Origin of the sequence: Vibrio sp. MMH1-50, from assembly GCF_022347645.1 — a bacterium.
Classification (GTDB): domain Bacteria; phylum Pseudomonadota; class Gammaproteobacteria; order Enterobacterales; family Vibrionaceae; genus Vibrio; species Vibrio harveyi.
Genome location: NZ_JAKRGG010000060.1, coordinates 1 through 23,289 on the forward strand (window position 1 = coordinate 1; position 23,289 = coordinate 23,289).

18 protein-coding genes and 2 pseudogenes are annotated in these 23,289 nt (G+C 44.5%); 9 read left to right on the top strand and 11 right to left on the bottom strand.

What is annotated here, in order from left to right; translation table 11 throughout:
* The first annotated feature begins 407 nt into the window (after positions 1-407).
* A complete protein-coding gene (locus MHO32_RS24390) occupies positions 408-1,313 on the top strand; it encodes a manganese-dependent inorganic pyrophosphatase (RefSeq protein WP_005450712.1) in 906 nt (301 codons plus the stop codon).
* Positions 1,314-1,388: 75 nt separating this feature from the next.
* Complete coding sequence (locus tag MHO32_RS24395; RefSeq protein ID WP_005437260.1) at positions 1,389-1,778, top strand: DUF2750 domain-containing protein; 390 nt, start codon at positions 1,389-1,391, stop codon at positions 1,776-1,778.
* 103 nt (positions 1,779-1,881) lie between these two features.
* Here the strand turns inward: MHO32_RS24395 and MHO32_RS24400 are convergent, their stop codons facing one another.
* The 6 genes from MHO32_RS24400 to pspF all read right to left on the bottom strand — a co-directional run bounded on the left by MHO32_RS24400 (position 1,882) and on the right by pspF (position 8,599).
* Entirely contained in the window at positions 1,882-2,664 is a 783-nt protein-coding gene (locus MHO32_RS24400) for a peptide ABC transporter ATP-binding protein (RefSeq protein ID WP_005450710.1), read from the bottom strand.
* Complete coding sequence (locus tag MHO32_RS24405) at positions 2,661-3,656, bottom strand: peptide ABC transporter ATP-binding protein (protein ID WP_005450708.1); 996 nt, start codon at positions 3,654-3,656, stop codon at positions 2,661-2,663. Before MHO32_RS24405 ends, MHO32_RS24400 begins: the two co-directional genes overlap by 4 nt.
* Positions 3,656-4,543: an ABC transporter permease subunit gene (locus tag MHO32_RS24410; RefSeq protein WP_005450707.1), complete on the bottom strand. Its 888-nt coding sequence runs from the start codon at positions 4,541-4,543 to the stop codon at positions 3,656-3,658. Before MHO32_RS24410 ends, MHO32_RS24405 begins: the two co-directional genes overlap by 1 nt.
* On the bottom strand, positions 4,530-5,492 hold the full coding sequence (locus MHO32_RS24415; RefSeq protein ID WP_005450705.1) for an ABC transporter permease: 963 nt from the start codon (positions 5,490-5,492) through the stop codon (positions 4,530-4,532). Before MHO32_RS24415 ends, MHO32_RS24410 begins: the two co-directional genes overlap by 14 nt.
* Positions 5,492-7,111, bottom strand: a complete 1,620-nt coding sequence (gene sapA, locus MHO32_RS24420) for an ABC transporter substrate-binding protein SapA (protein WP_005450700.1) — start codon at positions 7,109-7,111, stop codon at positions 5,492-5,494. Before sapA ends, MHO32_RS24415 begins: the two co-directional genes overlap by 1 nt.
* A gap of 477 nt (positions 7,112-7,588) precedes the next feature.
* On the bottom strand, positions 7,589-8,599 hold the full coding sequence (pspF, locus tag MHO32_RS24425; RefSeq protein ID WP_009698165.1) for a phage shock protein operon transcriptional activator: 1,011 nt from the start codon (positions 8,597-8,599) through the stop codon (positions 7,589-7,591).
* A 233-nt stretch (positions 8,600-8,832) separates the two neighbouring features.
* Between pspF and pspA the strand changes: the two genes are divergently transcribed.
* From pspA to MHO32_RS24460, 7 genes are all read left to right on the top strand, one after another.
* Complete coding sequence (gene pspA, locus MHO32_RS24430; protein WP_005450697.1) at positions 8,833-9,504, top strand: phage shock protein PspA; 672 nt, start codon at positions 8,833-8,835, stop codon at positions 9,502-9,504.
* 14 nt (positions 9,505-9,518) lie between these two features.
* Entirely contained in the window at positions 9,519-9,752 is a 234-nt protein-coding gene (pspB, locus tag MHO32_RS24435; protein ID WP_005450695.1) for an envelope stress response membrane protein PspB, read from the top strand.
* Positions 9,745-10,134 carry an envelope stress response membrane protein PspC gene (gene pspC / locus MHO32_RS24440; RefSeq protein WP_005450693.1) on the top strand — a complete coding sequence of 130 codons (390 nt, stop codon included), beginning with the start codon at positions 9,745-9,747 and terminating at the stop codon, positions 10,132-10,134. The genes pspB and pspC overlap by 8 nt, the downstream gene beginning before the upstream one ends.
* A gap of 156 nt (positions 10,135-10,290) precedes the next feature.
* Positions 10,291-11,322 carry an efflux RND transporter periplasmic adaptor subunit gene (locus tag MHO32_RS24445; protein ID WP_005450692.1) on the top strand — a complete coding sequence of 344 codons (1,032 nt, stop codon included), beginning with the start codon at positions 10,291-10,293 and terminating at the stop codon, positions 11,320-11,322.
* A gap of 1 nt (position 11,323) precedes the next feature.
* The gene (locus tag MHO32_RS24450) at positions 11,324-12,409 is read left to right on the top strand and encodes an efflux RND transporter periplasmic adaptor subunit (protein WP_005450690.1); all 1,086 of its coding nucleotides are present in this window, start codon (positions 11,324-11,326) and stop codon (positions 12,407-12,409) included.
* Positions 12,406-15,513 carry an efflux RND transporter permease subunit VmeI gene (gene vmeI / locus MHO32_RS24455; protein WP_239214685.1) on the top strand — a complete coding sequence of 1,036 codons (3,108 nt, stop codon included), beginning with the start codon at positions 12,406-12,408 and terminating at the stop codon, positions 15,511-15,513. Before MHO32_RS24450 ends, vmeI begins: the two co-directional genes overlap by 4 nt.
* 69 nt (positions 15,514-15,582) lie before the next feature.
* On the top strand, positions 15,583-16,143 hold the full coding sequence (locus tag MHO32_RS24460; protein WP_005450686.1) for a DNA-3-methyladenine glycosylase I: 561 nt from the start codon (positions 15,583-15,585) through the stop codon (positions 16,141-16,143).
* Here MHO32_RS24460 and MHO32_RS24465 read toward each other — a convergent pair.
* The 5 genes and pseudogenes from MHO32_RS24465 to MHO32_RS24485 form a co-directional block, all read right to left on the bottom strand.
* A pseudogene (locus MHO32_RS24465) lies at positions 16,140-16,280 on the bottom strand (lipase secretion chaperone); the annotation flags it as partial. The gene MHO32_RS24460 and the pseudogene MHO32_RS24465 overlap by 4 nt on opposite strands.
* A gap of 90 nt (positions 16,281-16,370) precedes the next feature.
* A complete protein-coding gene (locus MHO32_RS24470) occupies positions 16,371-19,553 on the bottom strand; it encodes a hypothetical protein (protein ID WP_239214687.1) in 3,183 nt (1,060 codons plus the stop codon).
* Between the two features lie 291 nt (positions 19,554-19,844).
* Positions 19,845-20,607: pseudogene (locus MHO32_RS24475) on the bottom strand (lipase secretion chaperone).
* A 13-nt stretch (positions 20,608-20,620) separates the two neighbouring features.
* Complete coding sequence (locus MHO32_RS24480) at positions 20,621-21,523, bottom strand: esterase/lipase family protein (protein ID WP_005450678.1); 903 nt, start codon at positions 21,521-21,523, stop codon at positions 20,621-20,623.
* A 280-nt stretch (positions 21,524-21,803) separates the two neighbouring features.
* Positions 21,804-23,009 carry a cystathionine beta-lyase gene (locus MHO32_RS24485; protein ID WP_005450676.1) on the bottom strand — a complete coding sequence of 402 codons (1,206 nt, stop codon included), beginning with the start codon at positions 23,007-23,009 and terminating at the stop codon, positions 21,804-21,806.
* Positions 23,010-23,289 lie beyond the last annotated feature (280 nt).

A 23,289-nucleotide genomic window follows, 5' to 3' on the forward strand; every position in this document is an offset into this window, starting at 1 on the left:
AAGAATCGGCAACAAAGTATACAAGCCAAGGCCCTTATATTTGCAAAGAGCGCCCTTTGGGAGCGTGTCTTTGACTCGCTTTTTTAGTCAAACAAATGGCTGCGTCAAACAACTTGGAAAGAGCTGGTTATTACACTGCGTTGTTTTCCTTGCTCTCGAATCAATGACAACGCTCTGAATCCTGCATCTTGAAGTCACTTGGGTATAAACGACCTCTATTGAATGAATCCTGTGTGTTGTGCTTGTCGAGTGAATTTATTGAGTCTTTTTTACGTTTTGAAATTAGGACAAAAGCAAAATTTCAGGTAAAGTAACCGCCTTTGTGAGCAAACTCGCTTCCTTGGTGCAATTCGTTACGTAATTCACCCCGTTAGGAAGCCATCAAATTGACTTGAATAGGAAGAGACATGATTCTAGTTGTAGGTCATAAGAACCCAGACAGTGACAGTATTTGTAGTGCACTAGTTGCAACTGAACTTCTAAAGGCGCGTGGTGTTGAAGCAATGCCAATTCGTCAGGGCGAAATTAACCGTGAAACTCAGCACATCTTAGAAGTAGCTGGCGCAGAAGTTCCTGAGCTACGTACTTCAGTTGCGGGTGAAACAGTTTGGCTAGTAGATTACTCAGATCTAGCGCAAGCACCAGACGACATCGCTGAAGCTGAAATCGCGGGTATCGTTGACCACCACCGTCTAGGTGATGTGATGACAGTAAACCCAATGGAAGCATGGATCTGGCCTGTTGGTTGTACTAACACAGTACTATTCAACATGTTCAAGATTGAAGGTCACGAGATCACACCTCAAATCGCTAAGCTAATGATGTCAGCTATTCTATCTGACACTGTTGGTTTTGCTTCTCCAACTTGTACTCAAAAAGACAAAGACGCTGTTGCTGAACTAGCGGCAATCGCAGACGTGCAAGATGTTGACGCATTCACTAAAGATCTTCTAATTGCTAAGACAAACATCGAAGGTCTATCTGCTGCTGAGCTTGTTGAAAAAGACCTGAAAGGTTACCCATTCAACGGTCGTGACGTAGTTGTAGGTCAGGTTGAGCTTGCAACTCTTGAGCAAGTGGATGGCATGATCGATGCGCTAGAAGCTGATCTAGAGGCGCGTTGTGCAAACGACAACCTAGCATTCGCGGCAGTGATGCTAACAGACATCACTACTGCTCAAACTCGTCTTCTATACAAAGGTGAGTGGGCTGAGAAGCTTGTTAAGCATGAGAAAGATGGCATGCTAATGATGGAAAACACGCTAAGCCGTAAGAAGCAAGGTTGGCCTTGGCTTCAAACTGAGCTTGCGTAATTTCATTGTTACCAGTTTATACTTTAGATGCCCGCCCTTCGGTGGGCATTTTTCTATGGGAAATAGGAGACGACTATGTCTGAAGCATTAACCCAAGAGCAGATGGACACCATTAACCGCTACAATGAAGAGCAGCGTTTGAAATACTGCGTAAAAGAAATCGTAGCGAACCGCAAAGTGTGGATTCTGAAAGACGAACACGGTTGTGTCATGCTAAACACAGAAGATGACGATTGTGTACCAGTTTGGCCAAACGAAGAGTTTGCACAGCAATGGGCAACGGGTGACTGGGAAGAATGTGAGCCGGAAGCTATTTCATTGAACAAGTGGCACAGTCGCTGGACGTCCGGTTTAGAAGACGATGAGCTCTCTGTCGTGGTTTTCCCAAACCAGAATGAAGAAGGTGTTGTTCTTTTTCCTGACGAATTTGATTTTGAACTGCGCAAACAAGAAAGCCGTCGCTAATTGGGGCGAGTCGCGTCTTGATATCCAGTAATACTAAAAAGCCTGCGTTGATGCAGGCTTTGTTATTTTTGTCAGTAATTTACGATTTTCTGAGAGACAAGGATTAGTGGCTTGGCGCTTTGTAAAAGTGACTCTCGACCAATCGTTGAGTAATAGCGTGCTCTGGATTGGTAAGTACTTGGTTAGTTTCACCAAACTCCACAACTTCGCCTTCGTGCATCACCATCACTTTGTCGGTAATGTGTTTTACGATCCCAATATGCTGAGATACATAAACAAAGGACAGTCCCATCTCTTCTTGCAGTTCTAAGAAGAGGTTGATGATCTGAGAGCGCATCGCCATGTCGAGACCGTTGAGTGCTTCGTCAGCCACAATGATCGAAGGCTGAAGGATCAATGCACGAGCAAGGCACACGCGTTGTTTCTGACCTGCTGCGAGCATTTGAGGGTAGAAGTACGCATGTTCCGGCAGCAGACCAACTCGAAGTAAGGTTTCTTTCACACGCTTCATACGTGCATCTGGCGGCATGTTCGTGTTTCGCTTTAACGGACCTTCCAAAATTCGACCTATCTGAATTCGTGGGTTCAAAGAGGTGTTTGGGTCTTGGAAAATCATGCGAATCAGCTTACAGCGCGTCGAGTAATCTTTGTGTTCGAGACGTTCACCGTTCACTCGAATCTCACCAGAACTCGGCTCAACAACGCCAGCTAACATACGTGCTAGCGTCGATTTGCCTGAACCATTTTGTCCGATAAAGCCGATAGTTTGCCCCGGCTCTAAACTGAAGCTGACCGGCTTTACTGCCTCTTTGACTGTGCGTTTGAACAGACCTGAGCGCGTGACAAACTGTTTCGATAGGTTATCGACTTCAAGCAACGCACTCATGAATGTTTCTCCGTGTTCAATGGGAAGTGGCAGTTAAATTTATGGTTCTTAATTCGTTTGGTATGCGGAATTTCGACACATTGTCTTTGTGCATAAGGACAACGAGGTCCTAAACGGCAACCAATCGGTAAGTGCTGCAACGGAGGGATTGATCCTGGCAGCGATTGCAGTTTCTGTTTATGAGGAATCCAATCATTGAAATCGGGCATCGCTTTTAGCAGCGCAGCAGTATAAGGGTGTTTAGGTGCTTCGATGAGTTTATCGGTATCTGCTGATTCCACCGATTGACCACAGTACATTACGGTAATGCGATTTGCCCATTGTGTAATGGTCGTCAAGTCGTGCCCGATCAACACAATGGTGGTGTTGTTGAGTTGGTTCATACGACTCAACAAACGCAAGATTTGCGATTGTGTAATTGGGTCAAGGTCGTTTGTTGGTTCGTCAGCAATCAAGATTTTTGGCTTAGTTGCAATAGCCATTGCGATCATGACTTTTTGACATTCACCATCAGTTAGCTCGTAAGGGTAGCTGCCCATTAAGCGTTTATGATCTTTGATACCCACTTTATGGAGTAGAGCGATGGCTTGTTTTTTACGCCACTTAAAACGTTCCCACCATTTACCTTCAAAAGAGCGAGACGGGATCGATTCTATCAACTGACGTCCTACTTCTTCTGAGGGATCCAAACACGTCGAAGGCTCTTGGAATATCATGGCGATGTCTCGCGCAATCACTCTTCGGCGTTCTTTTGGCGTCAGTTGAAGCAGGTCAATATTGCCAAGACGCATTCGGTCTGCGGTCACTTTCCAGTTGTCTTTACAAACGCCTACAATGGCTTTGGCCACCAAGCTTTTGCCCGAGCCTGATTCGCCTACTAAACCACGGATTTCCCCTTCATTCAGGGTAATACTCATGCGGTCTACCGCTTTCACCAAACCTGAGGGCGTTTCAATTTCAATGGTTAAATGTCGAATATCTAATAACGGCATTATTCGATCCCCGCATTGAGAGCTTGGCGTACACCTTCACCCACTAAGTTTAGAACAACCACGGTAAACATAATGGTGAGACCTGGTAGTGTTACTGTCCATGGTGCAATGTAAATGAGCTCAACAGAGTCACCTAGAATTGCTCCCCATTCAGTACTTGGTGCTTGAGCACCTAAGCCGAGGAAACCAAGCGCAGTGATATCTAGAATAGCAACTGAGAGTGCAAGGGTAATTTCTGCGGCGATAACCGTTAATACGTTAGGTAAAATAGAGTTCCACAGCAGATAAAAATCGTTCGCACCATCCAGACGTGCTGCCATGATGTAATCTTTTTCAACCTCGGTATGCACGGCAATATAGACCGAACGGATAAAACGTGGGATCAGAGCTAAGCAGATGGCCAGAAGAATATTGAATTCACCAAAGCCTAAGAATGCCACGAAAATGATCGCAAGCAGTAGTGATGGAATAGACATCACGGTGTCGAGCAAGTGGTTTAGGGTACTGGAGAGCAGACCTTTAGTCATGCCGGCTAAAACACCAATGAAACAACCGATCAACGCTGCTATCGCCGTAATTGCAACTGCAGCTCCGAACGTCAGTTGAGAGCCCATAATAAGGCGCGAAAGAATGTCACGACCTAAATCGTCAGTCCCTAGGAAGTAGTCAACCGTGCCAGCTGGTGCCCATGATGGCGGCACAAGCAATTCGCCAGATTGAGCTTGAGGATCATAAGGGGCAATTAAAGGTGCAAAAATGGTGATCAGCACAATGAAGATTAAGCACCACAAGCCAAACATTGCCAAGCTGTTCGCGCGGTAGCTACGCCAGAATCGTTCGAACTGAGTCGGAATGCGCTCTTCCTGATAGACGTTATTTGTTAGCATACCATTCCTTTCTCACCAGAGGGTTGATCATGGCACCAATCAAATCCGAAAGGATGTTGGCAGTTAAAACAAGGGTCGCCAGAACCATGACACCAGCTTGAATTGACGCATAGTCTTGATTCGAAAGAGCGTCCAACAACCAGCGCCCAATGCCTGGCCAGTTGAAGATAGACTCAGTAATGATAGCTAACGTAATCATGCTTGAAAGCTGAACCCCAACCTTTGGAATGATGGGTGGAATCGCATTGCGTAATACGTGTTGTGTCACGATCTCACGGTTTGATAAACCTTTGATTCGCGCCGCACGGATGTAGTTTTGGCTCATCACTTCTGCCACTGATGCACGCATCAAACCGATGACCTGTGTGGTCGGCGTTAGAGCCAGAACCAAACAAGGAAGAACCATATGCTCAATAACGCTTTGTAGCGCATGAGCTCGGTATTCACCTTTTGCCATAAATGCATCGATAATGGCGAAGCCTGTCACATGGTCAATTTCGTAAAGAAGATCATAGCGTCCCGCGACAGGGAAGACATGATATTGAAGTGAAAAGACCATAATCAACATCAGCGCAACCCAGAAAATTGGGGCGGAATAACCAGACATAGAAACGAACGAGATGCTGGTATCTAGCCATTTGCCTTGTTTCATGCCCGCTATTGTACCGAGTGGAATACCGATCAGCAGTGACACAACAAAGGCGAAAAAGCATAGCTCTAGCGTTGCAGGGAACACCACCGCTAACTCTTCATAGATTGGGTTGCCATTTTTGCTGATACCGAAATTGAGCTGAGACAACTCAACTAGGTAGCTTTGCCAGCCCGACCAAAACTCTACATTTGCCCAATGAGATGTTGGATCCAAACGCAAGAGTGAAAAGCCCACCAAAGTGAGAATCATCAAAGTGATGACAAATAGATTAAGACGTCTTACGGCGTACCAAAACATTAATGAATTCTCTCAACTCTATCAAAAGGTTGCGCATTGAAAGGGCTCGATTTAAAACCTTTCAGCGATTTATCGTGAACACGGAACTGAACGCCGTGAGCTAATGGGATAACTGGAAACTCTTCATTCAGAATATTCTGCGCTTGGCGGTATAGGTTCAAGCGGTAACGCTGCTGCTGTGTCTCTAATGCGAGATCGAGCAGGAAGTCAAAATCATCGTTACACCACATTGAAACGTTTAAACCCACCCGCTCAGATTCACAAGAAAGCAGCGGACGGAAGAAGTTGTCAGGATCGCCAGTATCACCAATCCAGCCAGTTAAGAGCAAATCAACATCGTTGATGGTTTCGAGCTGTGTGCGCTCAAAGCGATCATCGGTCAGTAGGCGTAACTCAACACCGATATCGGCAAAGTTAGCTTGGATAAGCTCTGCGGTTTTACGCGGGCTAGGGTTGAAAGCGCGAGGCTCTAATGGGACCCACATCGTCAGTTGCAGACCTTTCTCGTAACCTGCTTCTCGAAGTAGGGCTAAAGCATAATTACGGTCATAACGTATTTTCACGCTGTCTTTTTGGTAAGCCCAAGAGTTCGGAGGAAGCAGTGTATAAGCTTGAGTCCCCGTACCGTAATAAACCGAGTCAAGAATGTTCTGGCGGTTGATCGCCAGATTCAAGGCTTGGCGAACTCGAGCATCGCGCAGAGCAGGGTGCTCAGTATTAATCGCAATAAAGGACACGTTGTTAGCAGGTGTTGCGGTTAATTCCAGCTCTTCTGTTTCTTGGATGATCGGGATTTGGCTAGAGATCGGTGAAGCCAAGACATCGCACTCATTTCTCAGTAGCTTAGCGAGTGTGCCCGTACCACGGTGGGAAATATCGAATACGACTTGCTCCATTTTTGCCGGCGATTTCCAGTATTTAGGATGGCGCTCTAAACGAATCAAGTCGTTCACTTGATACTCTTTTAGTTGATATGGACCGGTACCGATAGGCAGCATATCAATTTGTGCTTTCTCATCCTTTGCTGCTAACTGCTGACCATATTCTGCAGAGAGAAGCACAGCATGGCTGGTGGCAATGTTTGCCAAAAAAGCAAAGTTAGGTTGAGTCAGAACAAATTTAACCGTGTGGTCATCCAGCGCAATCACATCTTTAACTAGGTTTTGGAAATCTAAACCTGCAAACCATGGATAAAAACCACCACCGACGTCGTGAAACGGATGGTCTACATCAATGATTCGCTTAAAGCTAAATACCACGTCTTGCGCGTTGAATGGTCGAGTTGGTGTAAACCATGAAGTCTTTTGGAACTGAACACCACGTTTAAGATTAAACGTATATTCGGTGCCTTCTTCATTCACCGACCAGCTCTCAGCAAGGTTCGCGATGGGTTGATGAGATTTAGGATCGAGCGTGAGCAGCGTGTCATAAAGCTGAGGACTTAATGCTTCGGCTGTAATGCCGCTGTCAATTAGCTGAGGGTTGAATGTGGTTGGCTTACCTTGCCCACAAAACACAAAGCCATTCTCTCGAATATCATTGTGATCGATTTCGTCACCACAGGCGGTGAGTAAGCTAATACCAATTAGGCTCAGCGATAGTCTTATAAAAGCATTCATAATATGAAATGGTCATTGGACTTTGCTTGCTCCCAGCGCGTTATAGCATCGGGTATGACAAGCGAAAATGATCTCGCTAATTTATCACTTTTGCCAACTCGCTCCAAACATAAAATCGTTGAGCTGCAGGGTGTTAGATCAAATTACCGTATCATTTCTGGTCGTTGACCTGTTTTGCCTCTTGAAATTGCTCACAACGTACGTGCAATAGCGCCTTTCGCACCGCGGTTCGTTTTATCATTATATACCCAAGTCAACTCGCCCTTCGAGAGCGTGCTATTGACCTGGCTGCTGTGTCAAACCGCTAGGAAAGAGCCGATTATTATCCAGCGTTGTCTTCCTTGCTTACTTTCATTAAACAGGGAACCAGAGATAACGCTCTGAATCCTGCATCTTGAAGTCACTTGGGTATAGTGATCAATTGATAGAGTGAGACATCGCTAGAGAGCAATGATAGTTAACTTGGTGCAAGGACGTTTATCCTTGACCAACTAAGCCATACTTTCTCACCATGCCTCTTAGTTGATGGTAGCTCAGACCTAACAGCTCTGCGGCTTGACGCTGGTTAAACTTGGCTTCTTCCAACGCACGGTTGAGCAATTCAATATCTTGGTCTTCTTGCCACTGCTTGTAATCCAACGGGAAGTGTATTTCTGCTTTTTGTGCGGCTTGTGTTGTTTCTGGTTCTTCTTGACTCGCAGAGTGACCCAATGCGTTCTCCCAACCCGTTTCAAATGGGTTAAAGATCAAGTGTTCAATCGGATCTGAGTTCAATCCATGACGGTATATGGCACGCTCAATGACATTCTTAAGTTCACGTACGTTACCTGGCCATTCGTAGTCTAGGAGCGATTGCTGTGCTTGCTCCGTAAAACCGACGAAGTATTCAAGTTGGAGTTCACGACACATTTTGATCGCGTAATGCTCGGCAAGAGAGAGAATGTCTTCTTTTCTTTCACGTAAAGGAGGAAGCATGATGACGTCAAACGCCAAGCGATCGAGTAAATCTGCTCGGAAATCGCCTTGTTCGGCCAACTTTGGTAAGTCTGCATTGGTTGCACACACCAAACGTACATCGGCGTTTAATGCAGTATGCCCCCCAACGCGCTCGTATTCCCCATATTCAATCACACGCAAAAGTTTTTCTTGAACGAGGAGAGGAGCGGTCGCCAATTCATCGAGAAATAGTGTGCCACCCTCTGCGCGTTCAAAACGTCCTTTGTGCTTGCCTTTAGAGCCAGTAAATGAGCCGGACTCATGACCAAAAAGCTCAGAATCAATCAAACCTTCGCTTAATGTCGCACAGTTTAGGGAAAGCAGTGGTTTATCCCAACGCTTTGATAAATAGTGTAAACGTTGCGCGATGAGTTCTTTACCTGTGCCTCGTTCTCCAATTATGAGGACAGGGCGCTCAATTGGCGCAAGTTGTGATACTTTATCTAATACGGCGAGAAAAGCAGGCGATTCACCGATGAGGTTTTGCTTCATAAAATCCTTCTTATTTTCTATCTTGCCATGATTTACAGTATTGGAGTTGGTGAAATTTACCAACAGTTGGTAAAAACCATCATAGCATAACGGTATGCAACAACAACAAAATGCTTAACTTGCTGTTTATTAAGGGAAATAAAAGTTGGCACGCTACTTGTAGTATCTAAATGGAGACACAAGGTGAATAACCGCCTTGTCGAGTTTTAATAGGAAAAAAGAGGAGTTCCGTTATGGGTATTTTTTCTCGTTTTGCAGATATCGTTAACTCAAACATCAGTGCATTGCTAGACAAGGCGGAAGATCCTGAAAAAATGATCCGTCTTATCATCCAAGAAATGGAAGACACACTTGTAGAAGTGCGTACTAACTCGGCTAAAGCGATTGCAGATAAAAAAGAGTTGGCTCGCAAAGTCGAAGCTCTAGAAGAGCAAATCACTGAGTGGGGGCAAAAAGCAAGCCTAGCTCTAGTGAAAGAGCGTGAAGATTTGGCTCGCGCAGCTCTGATTGAAAAGCAAAAGTTAGAGCAAGTCATTAAAGGTCTTCATACTGAGCAAACGTTGGTTGAAGAAACCATCGAGAAGCTAACCGGTGAAATCGGTAAACTAGAAAACAAAATTGCTGAAACGCGCGCTAAGCAACAAGCATTAGCAATTCGCAACCAAACGGCATCTAACCGTCGTGATGTTCAAAAACAACTGCATGCAGGTCGCACAAACGAAGCGATGGCAAAGTTCGAACAGTACTCTCGTAAAATTGACGAGATGGAAGCAGAAGCAGATCTTTACGCAAAAACTGGCAACGCAAAATCTTTAGACCAAGAGTTTGCCGAGCTACAAGCACAAGATGAAATCGAAAAAGAGTTGGCAAAACTGAAAGAACAGATGTCATCAAACAATAAATAAGAAAGGAGCCATTTATGTCGACATTTTTTATTACTGGACCATTGATTGTCTTTTTAATCTTTGTCGCTCCACTATGGCTCTTCTTACACTATCGCAGCAAACGCAAAGCAGATAGTGCACTGTCGAGCCAAGATCTAGAGCGTCTTCAGGTGCTGTCTGAGAAAGCGGAAGCGATGCAGTCTCGAGTTGATACATTGGAGCGTATCCTAGATGCAGAATCCCCAACGTGGAGACGCAAGTATGAGTAAACGAGAACTGTATCGTGACCCTGTAAACGGTAAAATCTCCGGCGTGTGTGCCGGAGTGGCAAACTACTTTGGTGCAGAAGTTTGGTTGATTCGTATCGTTGTGATTTCCGCAGCCTTGCTTGGTGGTACTTTCCTTGTCTTGTTGGCATACATTGCGATGACCTTCATGTTAGAAAAGCAGCCAATGACTTATACCGAAAACATTAAGTCGCAACAGGAACATACATTGAAGAGCAAACCGTGGCAAAAAGGGCAAAGCCCAGATCAGTTGCTCAGTGTGCTAGAAAACGACTTCAGTCGTCTTGATAATAAGATTCGAAGTATGGAAGCGTATGTCACCTCTGATGCCTATCGCGTAAACAGAGAATTTAATAAGCTCTGATAATTAATTATGAATTTATTGATAAAGCAGACCTCGGTCTGCTTTATTTTTGTCTCAAATAGCTCATTTTAAAGAAAAATTAGATTCAGATGCTCTAGAAGAATGTCATAAATTCATCTACCTTAAAAAGAATGGATGTTAAATGGATGAATTCACATGAGAAAAGCGCTCATTCCAATCGCTGTCATGACGGTTCTTTCGGGGTGTGGTAAAGAGCTGCCACCAGTCCCTGAACCCGAATCTCGGCCCGCCAAACTCTTCACTGTTTCTGTAGGCAATGCTCAGTTTGAAAGACATTTTCCTGCCACTACAGAAGCTGGTGACCGAGCAGTACTCGCATTTCGTGTCCCTGGTTTGCTTCAATCGATAGAAGTAAACGCAGGTCAAATGGTCAATAAAGGCGATGTGCTTGCCGTGCTCAACCCCGATGAGTATTCACTACTCGAAAAACAAGCCCGTGCAAATTACACCCTTGCTGACGTTCAATACGAGCGTTCGAAAAAGCTTCGTAAAGAACAAGTGGTCTCGGAACAAGATTTTGATGCAGCAAAAGCCAATCACAACTCGGCCAAAGCCCAGTGGAATCAGGCAAAAGCAAACCTAAGATACACCAAACTTGTTGCCCCTTATGACGGCACGATTTCTTATCTCCCAGCAGAAAACCATGAGTATGTGGCGGCAAAAGAAGGCGTCATGAATATTCAGACCAACCAAGTAATGAAGGTACTGTTCCAACTGCCTGATCACTTGTTAAGTAAATTTACTCAAGGTGCAAATGCGTACGCCTCCATGACGTTTGATGCATTCCCAGAGCGTTCTTTCGAGTTAACCTTCCAAGAAATTGATACTGAAGCAGACCCTAAAACTGGTAGTTACAAAGTCACCATGGTAATGGAACGACCAGAAGGGGTGGGGATATTGCCGGGTATGTCCGGTAACGTGCATTTAGTTTCTGAAAATGCAGGTGCCACCCGAATTCCAAGCTCCGCGATATTTACTGAAGATGGCAAAACCTGTGTTTGGCGTGTCAATGACCAAGGTATTGTTGAGAAAGTGTCCGTCGCGTTAAACGATAAGCAGCAAATCGAGGAAGGACTGCAAGATGGTGATCAAATCATTATCTCTGGCGTGAACGTGATCGAACCGGGTATTAAGGTTCGAGAATGGGTTAAGGAGCGAGGGCTGTAACATGAAAGGAATCTTAGCTTTAACGACGCTTTGCTCTGCGGTATTGCTCGCTGGTTGTGGTGACAAAGGACCTGAAAGAGAACTAGAAACACCTCGTGTGAGAGTCGCTTCTCTGGAAGGAAAGCGAGTCGATGATAATCTTTATTTCCCTGCTATTGCCAATGCGGCTGACCGTTCGCATTTGAGTTTCCGTGTTGCGGGTGAGGTGAGCCGAGTGCTGGTGAAAGAGGGTGATAAAGTCATTAAAGGCGATGTCATTGCCACACTGGATCCTACGGATTATCAGCTTGATGTTGATAATGCTTCGGCACGTTTTTCCGTCGTCGATAGCCAGTATCGTCGCTCTGCACCTTTGGTGAAAAAAGGTTTATTAGCGAAATCTCAATTCGATGAGATTGCAGCACAACGTCAAATCGCACTTGCTGAATTGGAGTTAGCCAAACTTCGACTGTCTTTTACTCAACTTAAAGCGCCTGTTGACGGCATCATCTCACGCGTCAACGTTGACCAGTTTGAGAATATTCAAGTTGGGCAGTACATCGTGAACATTCATAGTGTTGATCGTGTTGAAGTGCTGATCCAACTTCCGGATCGCCTCTATGTCAAACAGCCGCCGACGTCGGAAAATCTTGCCAAAATTGATGCGGTGGTTCGTGTACCAAGTGGTAATGAATACAAAGCCCACATCAAAGAATTCACGACCGAACCAGATCCAGATACTGGCACATTTACCGTCACCTTATCACTGCCTATGCCAGAGCAAGAGTACATTCTTGACGGTATGGCTGTTGATGTGACGTCTAAAGATGAGAATGTTGGCTTGGAATTGAATGTTGGTATCAATGTTCCGATCGAAGCGATTTTCAATGCTGATGGCGATGATTTAAGCCGAGAAAACAAATTTGTTTGGGTGCTAAATGACGACAATACCGTCACTCGCAAGCAAGTACGAGCGGGCAAAGCATCAAAAACATCGGTTCAAATTCTTGATGGTCTAGAGCTTGATGACAAAGTCGTTGTCGCAGGTGTGGCTCGATTGAGAGAAGGCATGAAAGTGGAAGTGGTTAAGCAGGAGGCAACTCAATGAGTGAACAAAATAACGTTGCGCCTCAACAAGATGATGAAAACGTAACGGGTATTGCGGCGTATTTCATTAGAAACCGCGTAATCAGTTGGATGGTGTCGCTGATCTTCTTGATTGGTGGTGTTGCGGCGTTCTTTGGATTAGGGCGTCTTGAAGATCCAGCCTTTACTATCAAAGACGCAATGGTAGTGACCTCTTATCCGGGGGCAACGCCACAACAAGTGGAAGAAGAAGTTACTTATCCGATAGAGAAAGCGATTCAGCAATTAACCTACGTGGATGAAGTGAACTCCATTTCCAGTCGTGGTCTATCTCAAATTACAGTGACCATGAAAAACAACTATGGTCCGGATGATTTACCACAGATTTGGGATGAACTACGTCGTAAGGTTAATGACCTAAAAGGTACATTACCACCGGGTGTCAATGACCCATCGGTGATTGATGACTTCGGCGATGTATACGGGATTTTGCTTGCGGTAACTGGTGACGGATACAGTTATAAAGAGTTGCTCGATTACGTTGATTATTTAAGGCGTGAACTTGAACTGGTTGATGGGGTAAGTAAGGTCTCGGTATCTGGTCAACAGCAAGAGCAAGTGTTCATCGAAATCTCGATGAAAAAGTTAAGCAGTTTGGGGCTATCTCCGACAACCGTTTTTAACTTACTTTCGACCCAAAACGTAGTTTCTGATGCAGGTGCGATCCGTATCGGTGATGAGTACATTCGTATTCAACCTACCGGTGAGTTTCAAAGCGTAGATGAGCTAGGTGACTTATTGATCACCGAGTCTGGTGCACAAGGTCTGATTTTCTTAAAAGACGTTGCCGAAATTAAACGAGGTTATGTAGAAGTTCCAACCAACATCATTAACTACAACGGTGAGTTGGCGCTGAACTTGGGGATTTCATTTGCTCAAGGGGTCAACGTTGTTGAAGTTGGCAAGGCATTTGATCGTCGAGTTGCAGAACTGAAGTACCAACAGCCAGTAGGCGTTCAAATTTCAGAAATCTACAATCAGCCAAAAGAAGTAGATAAGTCGGTGAGTGGCTTCGTTATTAGTTTGGCTCAAGCCGTTGGTATCGTAATCATCGTTCTATTGTTCTTTATGGGTTTACGCTCAGGTCTGCTTATTGGTCTGATCTTGCTACTGACTGTACTAGGTACCTTCATTTTTATGAAGTACTTAGCCATCGATTTACAACGTATCTCTCTTGGGGCATTGGTTATTGCTCTGGGTATGCTGGTGGATAACGCCATCGTCGTCGTGGAAGGGATACTCATCGGGACTCAAAAAGGACGAACGAGACTTCAAGCTGCGACGGATATCGTCACGCAAACCAAATGGCCGCTTTTAGGCGCGACGGTTATCGCTGTTACTGCTTTTGCGCCAATCGGTCTATCAGAAGACTCGACAGGTGAGTACTGTGGTACCTTGTTTACCGTACTGCTTATCTCGTTAATGCTGAGCTGGTTTACCGCTATTTCGTTGACGCCTTTCTTCGCTGATATTTTCTTCAAAGGTCAGAAAATTAAGAGTGGTGAAGGCGAAGACAATGACCCATACAATGGCATCATCTTCGTTATGTATAAGAAGTTCTTAAGCTTCTGTATGCGCCGAGCATGGTTTACTGTTGTTGTCTTGGTGGCAGGTCTAGCGGCGAGTGTTTACGGCTTCACTTATGTGAAACAAGCCTTCTTCCCATCTTCAACCACCCCTATTTTCCAGTTGGATGTTTGGTTGCCAGAGGGTACGGATATTCGAGCTACGAATGATACGCTGAAAGAACTGGAAGGCTGGCTTGCTGAGCAAGATCACGTTGAACATATCACTACCACCGCAGGTAAGGGTTTGCAGCGCTTCATGCTGACTTATGCCCCAGAGAAAAGCTACGCGGCTTATGGTGAGATCACTACGCGTGTCGAGAACTACGAAGCGTTAGCACCACTTATGGAGCGCTTTAGAGAGCACATCAAATCCAACTACCCAGCAATCAATTACAAATTGAAGCAAATTGAATTGGGTCCTGGTGGCGGTGCGAAGATTGAAGCGCGCATTATTGGTTCTGACCCAACGGTGCTGCGTACTATTGCTGCACAAGTGATGGATGTGATGTACGCCGACCCGGGAGCAACGAACATTCGTCACGATTGGCGTGAACGTACACAAGTGCTTGAGCCTCAGTTTAATGAAAGTCAAGCTCGTCGTTACGGCATCACTAAATCGGATGTGGATGATTTCTTATCGATGTCCTTCTCTGGTATGAATATTGGTTTATACCGCGATGGTACAACTCTGATGCCGATTGTTGCGCGTCTTCCGGAAGATGAGCGTATCGACATTCGTAACATCGAAGGCATGAAAATTTGGAGCCCAGCGCAGAGTGAATTTATTCCTCTACAACAAGTAACTATGGGTTACGACATGCGTTGGGAAGACCCTATCATTGTGCGTAAGAACCGTAAGCGCATGCTAACGGTAATGGCAGATCCAGATATCCTAGGTGAAGAGACAGCGGCAACATTGCAAGCACGTCTACAGCCGCAGATTGAAGCGATCGAAATGCCACCAGGTTACTCACTAGAGTGGGGTGGTGAGTATGAGTCATCAGGTGATGCGAAGGCGTCGTTGTTTACCACGATGCCGATGGGTTACTTGTTTATGTTCTTGATCACCATCTTCTTGTTTAACTCAATCAAAGAGCCTCTTATTGTTTGGTTGACAGTACCTTTGGCATTAATTGGTGTGACAACCGGTCTATTGGTGTTGAATACGCCGTTTGGCTTTATGGCATTACTGGGTTTCTTGAGTCTGTCGGGGATGGTACTGAAAAATGGTATCGTACTGCTTGATCAGATTGAGATTGAAATGAAGTCGGGTAAAGAAGCGTACGACGCAGTGGTGGATGCCGCAGTAAGTCGTGTGCGTCCAGTATGCATGGCTGCAATCACAACCATTCTAGGTATGATTCCTCTACTACCGGATATCTTCTTTAAACCAATGGCTGTAACCATCATGTTTGGTTTAGGTTTTGCGACCGTACTGACACTAATTGTCGTGCCAGTGTTGTATCGTCTATTCCACAAGGTGGCAGTGCCGAAGTAACGACTTAGTTTAAGTAACGTTCTAGAGCGCCTCTGGCTAACGTCAGGGGCGTTTTTATAAGGATTAAATATGGAACAGAATACGTGTGCATGGGCGATGAACCATCCACTTGAACGCGAATATCACGATACTGAATGGGGTGTGCCTGTACACGACGATACGGTATTGTTCGAATTCATCACGCTAGAAGGTGCGCAAGCCGGTTTAAGCTGGATTACGATTTTGAAAAAGCGTGAAGGTTATCGAGAAGCGTTTGAAAACTATGACTTAGATAAGCTGATTCAACGCGATGAAGTGCGTACCGAATTCATCGTTGAAAACTTCGACGTGGTTAAGCATCGCGGCAAAATTAATTCGGTATTCAGTAATGCCAAAGCGGCAAAGCAATTGATAGAAGAATACGGAAGCCTTTCCGCGGCGCTATGGCAATTTGTTGATGGCAAACCAATCGTGAATCACTGGACAGACATGAGCCAAGTGCCAGTATCGACAGAACAATCCAAAGCGATGAGTAAGTTCCTCAAAAAGAAAGGCTTTAAGTTTGTTGGTGAGACCATTTGCTACGCCTTCATGCAAGCAGTAGGTATGGTCGATGACCATATTGTTGGTTGTCCTAAAAAACTGAATTAGTTTTTAGATTCACTATCATGAATCCGTTCTAAAGCTTCGATGCGACGCCATTGGTTTTGCTCGAAGCTTTGTTCTCTTAATCCGGCGATTTCTGTTTTCTTTTCTTCTTCGCCGAGGAAATCATTGTTGATGATCTCCTTTATTATTGTTCATTTAAAATAGCTTCTAACGTAGGAGTTGTTAACTCTGATGGGTAAGGCACTCAATGAATGCCCTACTCAGAGTTATTAAATTGGGTCAATTTCGATGTTAACGGAGTCTTCATCGCCTGCTGGAATGGTTAGCAATGTCTTTACAGAACCTGTTTCATAATCTCGAAACATGTAGTGAACATCTCGATTGTTGCTCAAATCAACCGCTTTATAAATTACACCGTTAGAAGTAATCCACTCAGCTTTAGTACCTTGGAACAACATACTACCTTCATCGCCGAGTTTAATAACATCTAGTTTTTGAGTCTTGTAGTTGAAGCGAGCTATAGCATCAGGCTCTTCGCCATATTCGCTACCATTGTGAGAGTAAACGTAATCGCCTTCGATGTCAGCAAGTGAGAACTCATAACTTGTGAAATCTTCAGCATAACTACTCATAGCAATGGCATCACGAATACCCATTACGTACTTGTCTTTTTCTAAGTCAAAGATAGTACCTTCATCGCCGAAGATTAGGTTTCCAATGACAGATTTAATGCCACCCAAGTAACCATTGTTGTAATGAGGGAACTCTTCATTGACGTTACCACGAGCAAGAACCTTGATAGTTACTTCACCTGTAGCAGGATCAATTAGTTCTAAGTGTGAATCCTCAATAGTAGTTGGGGCATTCACTAATAGTGCCATTGTTCCATCAGGCAAATAGAATGGGCTAGAGCCTTTCGTCTCCAATGGAATTGAAGAAGAAGCTCCAACTTCTTCAGAGAAGTACTTATTCGCGTGTTCGCCTTCTAAACCAAAGCAAGAACCACGAGATACAACATACTTACCATCAAACATGCTACCTGTATCTGAAGTGCGAGTATCTGAGCACCAACCTTTAATTTCTTTAATGGTTACTGTTGTCTCACCTTCTTCAACATTTGGCAACTCTAAAGAGTAACCTTTGTTCTCATAGCTCATATAGTCAAGAGCTGTAAAGATTGGGTAATCTAGCTTGTTAAAACCACGATGCATAGCAGGTAGGATTTCTAAACCGCCAGTCGCCGAATCAGGGTACTCATTACCTAGTAGATAAACTAAAGAACCATCATGCTTAGCTAAGTATTGTTCATTATGCATACCTGCCACACATTCATTTGTGAACGGATCTCGCTGAACAATTGTGTAACTAATGTCTGCGTATGACCAACCTTCACGTACTTCTGAGTAACGATGAATCTTAAGGTCTAGGTTTCCACCGCACTGACTGAAATCAGGATCTATTTCTTCACCGCCACGAGTTAGGTGCAAGTCGATAGCAACCTCTTCGCCGTTACGGTGTGCAGTTGTAGCACCATCTTGTGTACGAGATAGCGTATCTGCACCATTCAGGTTCAAGCCAAGCACAGTTATCTTAGGATCAACTACAACTTTGTATGTAAGTCCTGCATTACCTAAGTATTGAGCATCGTCAGTAGCAGATACGTAGTATTCGTACTCACCTTCATCACCTGATTGTGGCGTTACTTCGATATACCAGTTGTAGTAATCATCACTAGTAGGGTTATTCTTCAACTCCATAAAGTTAGCTGAAGTGTGCAACGTAGGAATTACCACATCGTCTTCAGAATCAACAATACGAAGATTGATAGTGTATTTTTCACCCACAACAGCGTGTAGTTTATCGCCATCTTCATAGATATCCGGGAATCGGTTTTCCTCTACCGCTTGCACATAAAAACCTGACTGAATCTCAGTGATACCGTCATGCGCAGCTACAGTCATGTAGTTATGGAAGTCTCCCACTGTTCGGTCAGGAGCTAACGTGATCACGCCTGTTTTCTTCTCGATAGAAGCCCATTTAGGGGCGTCGATTAAGTTGTAAGTTATAGCATCGCCGTCAGCATCTTTAGCCATCACCTCAACCGTTACGGGTTCACCACCAGCAGTAACACGGACAGTATCTTCAGGGTACTTAGTAAATTCTGGCGCTCGGTTAACATTATTGACCACAAGGTTGATTGTTTTCTTAACGTTGAACGAACCATCACTAACACTAACAACAATCTCATGCTCACCAGAATCTTCGTATGAAGGTTTAACATCTAAGTGGTCACTACCTTCAGGTATTGTCACCCATTCAGGGGCAGAAACGAGACTATAGATTAGAGCGTCACCATTCGCATCTGAAGCGCTTAGCCAAATAGAGCCCCAATCACCCTCATTTACCGGACTAACTGTCAACTCATTCCAAACAGGAGCATGGTTAACAAGGTCTGGGTTAGTAGGGATTAGTGGTTGTACCACAACTACCTTACCCTCAACTACGGTTTCTAGCGAACCATCGGATACAACTACTTTGTATGTATGAGAGCCAATGTTCTTGTCCGTAGGGTTGTTGAATCCGATACCACCAGTAGAGCTTACAGTAATGAAATCAGCTTTTGATTCTAGGTTGAAGGTGACATCACCTTCGTCACTCCAGACGATTTGTTGCACTTCGTGTTCACCCACCTTAACGACAGAATTCTTTAAGGGCTGAACCACTGGTGCTTTATTTGGTTCAGGATTCGGTGTTTCTGGATCTACCGGAGGTTTTGGTTCTTCGTAGAAAGCTTCGTTTTTTTCTTGCAACGTCAGGAACACAGCTTTGAAACCTTCTGAATCTAGGTCACGCTTGTATTCGTAAACCTTACTTTCGCTATTAGGTTTCTTAAGATCTAGCGTGGCAGTTAGATTTGCTTTTACACCTGGTACAGACAATTGATTTAGGAAGTTAGACATATCACTTGCGTGAACATCTACCCATGCCGTTAGGTCTACCGATGCTGATTGCGTCTCTTGGTTGTACTCAACATCAACGCCTTTAACAACTCGACTAACAACTACTTCGCCTTCGATTTCTAGAGCAAAAGTGAATGCTGGTGGTTGAAGATCCTCAGTAGGCTTAAGTGCGTCCTTGAATACAATTTCACCATCGTTCCAGAACTCACCCTTAGCAGTAGTACCAAAGCCAAGGAGGTTCTGGGAATCAGTAATAGAGGTCGAGACAGCACCGCGAACCTCATCTGCTTCAGAAGTACAGGTAAACGCAACGTCTGAACAAATATCACGCACGCGGTCTTCGGGAATACCCATATAGATAGCTAGGTCAGTAATCACCTCTTGTGGTGTTTCTGGTTTTACAGGTGGGGGGGATGGCTTTGAGCCACCATCAGAACCACCACAACCAATCAACGTTGCTGACACAAGAGATGCTAGAAATAACCTTTTCATTTTTATTTGTCTGATATGTTTGAATAGGCGCGAATCCTATCAATGCGCATTACATTAAATCTATTTATAGTTTTTATAATTCCTATTTTTACTATTTGTGTTGAAGGGCGCTTAAACTGAGTGGGCTCAATCGTTCATATATCTCCATCTACTGTAAAGAAGTGATGCTTGGATTTTTAATCATTTTCCTTTGCGTTATATCTCAGAGGTGTGAGGTTTTAATTGCGAGGCGTTTTGTAGGGTGATTTATCTTTTTTGATATTTTTTTAATGCTCCTCGGTTTCCAAGGAGCTAATTGTTCGCTTCACTATCATGAATCCTTTCCAAAGCTTCTATGCGACGCCATTGGTTTTGCTCGAAGCTTTGTTCTCTTAATCCGGCGATTTCTGTTTTCTTTTCTTCTTCGCCGAGGAAATCATTGTTGATGATCTCCAACACGAGCCAAATACTTCTCCTGTGCAGACATTTCTGAGGTCTGATTTAGTTCAATCACTAGCGCGTTATTGCGCTCACTTTGTTGAATGTACTTAGGTTGAGAGGCGAGGTTTTCTTCAAGCATTTGTTGTTGAGAATCAGCGTCTAATTCGGTTTCTCGAATGGTGAGTTTATCTATTGCTAACTGGCGTAAGCGATTTTCTTCATCGAAAAGTTGAGCAATTTGTTCGTCAGTAAAAAACGCGCTTTGCATCACTAAGATTGCGTCATTTAGCTGCTTCAGTTCGTTTAATGACAACGAATTTCCTTCGAACGGTTCTAGCTTGGATAACGCTTCTTTGTAGACTAGGTAAGTTTCGAACAGTTCTGCGCTGATACCCAGTGAATCTAGTTGTGATTCACCAGTTTTTACGTTGGCTTTGATTTCTTCAAGGCTTTGTTCTCCTAGACCGCTCAGAGTGTATTCAAAGAAGTCTTTTTGAGAAGAGAGATCAATACTGGTGTCCTGTTGTGACTGAGCTTTTATAAGTTGTGAAGGTGGAGACGATGGAAACAGATAAGCCGCTCCTACACCAATGAGTGATACGATGAATAAGGTGATGAGAGCGACTTTCTTCATAATGGCTTCCTTCTTATAGACCTTGCTGTTTTAGGCGGTTTGCGTGTTGGCGATACAATGTGACTGGATCCGTTTCGAACAAATGATGGATACCTAGCAGCCCGTTGATTTCATCCAGATGATTCATCTTGTAATCATCACGAATCACTTTCCCCAAGTGAGTGCTGCACGTGCCCACGAGACCATCATTTGGACTATCAAACGCCAAACCTAAAACCACCATTGCGCCGTCTGTTGGATCAAACAGGTTGGTAAAGTTGGAAGAGCCAGTCCATGAGTAGTAATGCACACCGTTAGACGCCAATAGGTCTCCATTTCCACATTCACTGGTTGGAATGCCTTCAGGGTAATGCTGGTTGAACGCCAAAGAACCTTCGGTGGTTAGTGCCGCTAAGGAAGCTAGTGGGTCTTGGTCGAGATCAGTGCCACCGGAAAGTAGATTAATGAGAGTCACTAGCCCTTCTGCTAGCTTCACCGCGACACCTTCACTGATGGAGCCTTCAGGAACCGTTCCACGCACAATATCAGCTACTTTTGATCCTTTGTTCACCCCTCCAATACTGGTAACGGACGCCACTAAATCTGGGCGTACAGAAGCAACATAACGTGTTGTTGGTCCACCATGGCTGTGCCCAATCAAATTGACCTTTTCCGCGCCTGTAGCAGCAAGCAACGTTTCTACTTGAGCCAAGAGCTGCTCTCCACGTGCTTCACTGCTGTTGGTTGCGGAGACTTGAGCGACATAAACCGTCGCGCCATCTTTCGTTAGAGCATGTGGGATGCCATAGAAGTAATCGACTCCGGCAAGGGAATCAAAACCAAATAAACCATGGACAAGTACGATGGGGTATTTGGTTTCTGTGTAACCACTGGCGTTGGCAGATGCAAAAGGTAGGGTGCTTAAAACGAAAAGCATTGTTGTTATGAATCTGAGTTTCAAAACTATCTCCTTGTGGTATGACCTCTTATGAGTTTTATAAAATAGGAGATAAGTTTTGCGGTTGAGAAGTTCGTTTGTGGCACATTGTTTTAATCTGTGATTACTCAAAAGAAAATCAACAGATTCAATTAACATTGGATTGATGAATATTAGAATGTTAGTTAATTCTAATTAAGACAATGAGTTAGTAACTCTATAATGAGAGGTAAAAAAATAGCCTCGCAGTACGAGGCTATTTAATAATTGTTCTGAATGCTTATAAAGAGGCTTCTTTTTCTAGCACTAATGCATTGTATCGAGCAAAGCCAGCTTCAAGATCGGCGATTAAGTCTTCTACATCTTCTAAACCAATGTGTAGACGTACCAATGTACCTTCGAAATTTGGATTCGCCACTGTGCGCAAGCTATTAAAGCTCTTTGGCTCGTTAGCTAAAATCAAACTCTCAAACCCACCCCATGAATAACCCATGCTGAAGTGCTTCATACCATCCAACAATGCTGTGGTGGCTTTCGGGTACGAGCTTTTCAACACGAATGAGAACAGACCGTTACCACCAGTAAAATCGCGTTTATAGAATTCGTGACCCGGACAACTCTCTAGAGCAGGGTGACGAACGTGGTCAACTTCAGGACGAGCTGCTAACCATTGCGCGACTTTTAGACTGTTTTCCGCGTGTTGGCGTAAGCGTACATCAAGTGTGCGAATACCACGCAGACCTAGATATGCATCATCAGGAGAAACACATTGACCCATTAGGTAGCTCTGCTCGCGTAGCTGATCCCAGTACTTCTCAGACGCAACCGCCGTACCCAGCATTACATCTGAGTGACCAACAATGTATTTGGTTGCTGCTTGGATAGAGATATCCACGCCGTGCTCGAATGGTGAGAAGTTCACCCCCGCGCCCCATGTGTTATCCAACATTACAATGATGTCTTGTTCGTGTGCAATGCTTGCTAGGGTAGGGACATCCATCACTTCCATGGTAATGGAACCAGGAGACTCAAGGAAAAGCACTTTAGTATTCGGCTGAATAAGGTCACGAATGCCTGCGCCGATCATAGGATCGAAGTAAGTTGTCTCTACACCCATCTTCTTCATGATGGTGTCACAGAAATCGCGAGTAGGTTCGTAGCAGGTATCCACCATTAAGATATGGTCGCCCGTTTCGACAAAAGACAAGATGGCATTAGAAATCGCCGCCGTGCCACATGGGTAAAGGGCACACCCTGCGCCGCCTTCGACCTCTACCATGGCATCTTGAAAGGCAAAGTGTGTGTTTGTACCACGGCGTCCGTAAAACAGGGTTTTATTCGTACGATTGATCATCGCTTGGTTTTTTTCTGCGACGGTATCAAACACTATAGTAGAAGCGCGCTGCACTGGTGGGTTTACCACGCCATTTGTCCACTTCTTATCACGACCTGCGGTAACGAGTTTGGTCTTTTTGCCTTCTGACATAAAAATTCCCTGTCTAAATTACGATTTTCAATATTTAAAACATGGACCAAGGGTGGTTTGCAAGGGAAAAGTAGAAATGAAACGACTCGTCAGAGCATAGAGCGAAAAACAGTGAGAAAGTGCAACAGATAAAGAAAACCGACAGCATAGAACTGTCGGTTTTGTAGAGATTTATTAGCTTTATACCCAAGTGACTTCAAGATGCAGGATTCAGAGCGTAGTCATTGATTCGAGGTCAAGGAAAACAACGCAGCGTAATAGCCAGCTCTTTCCAAGTTGT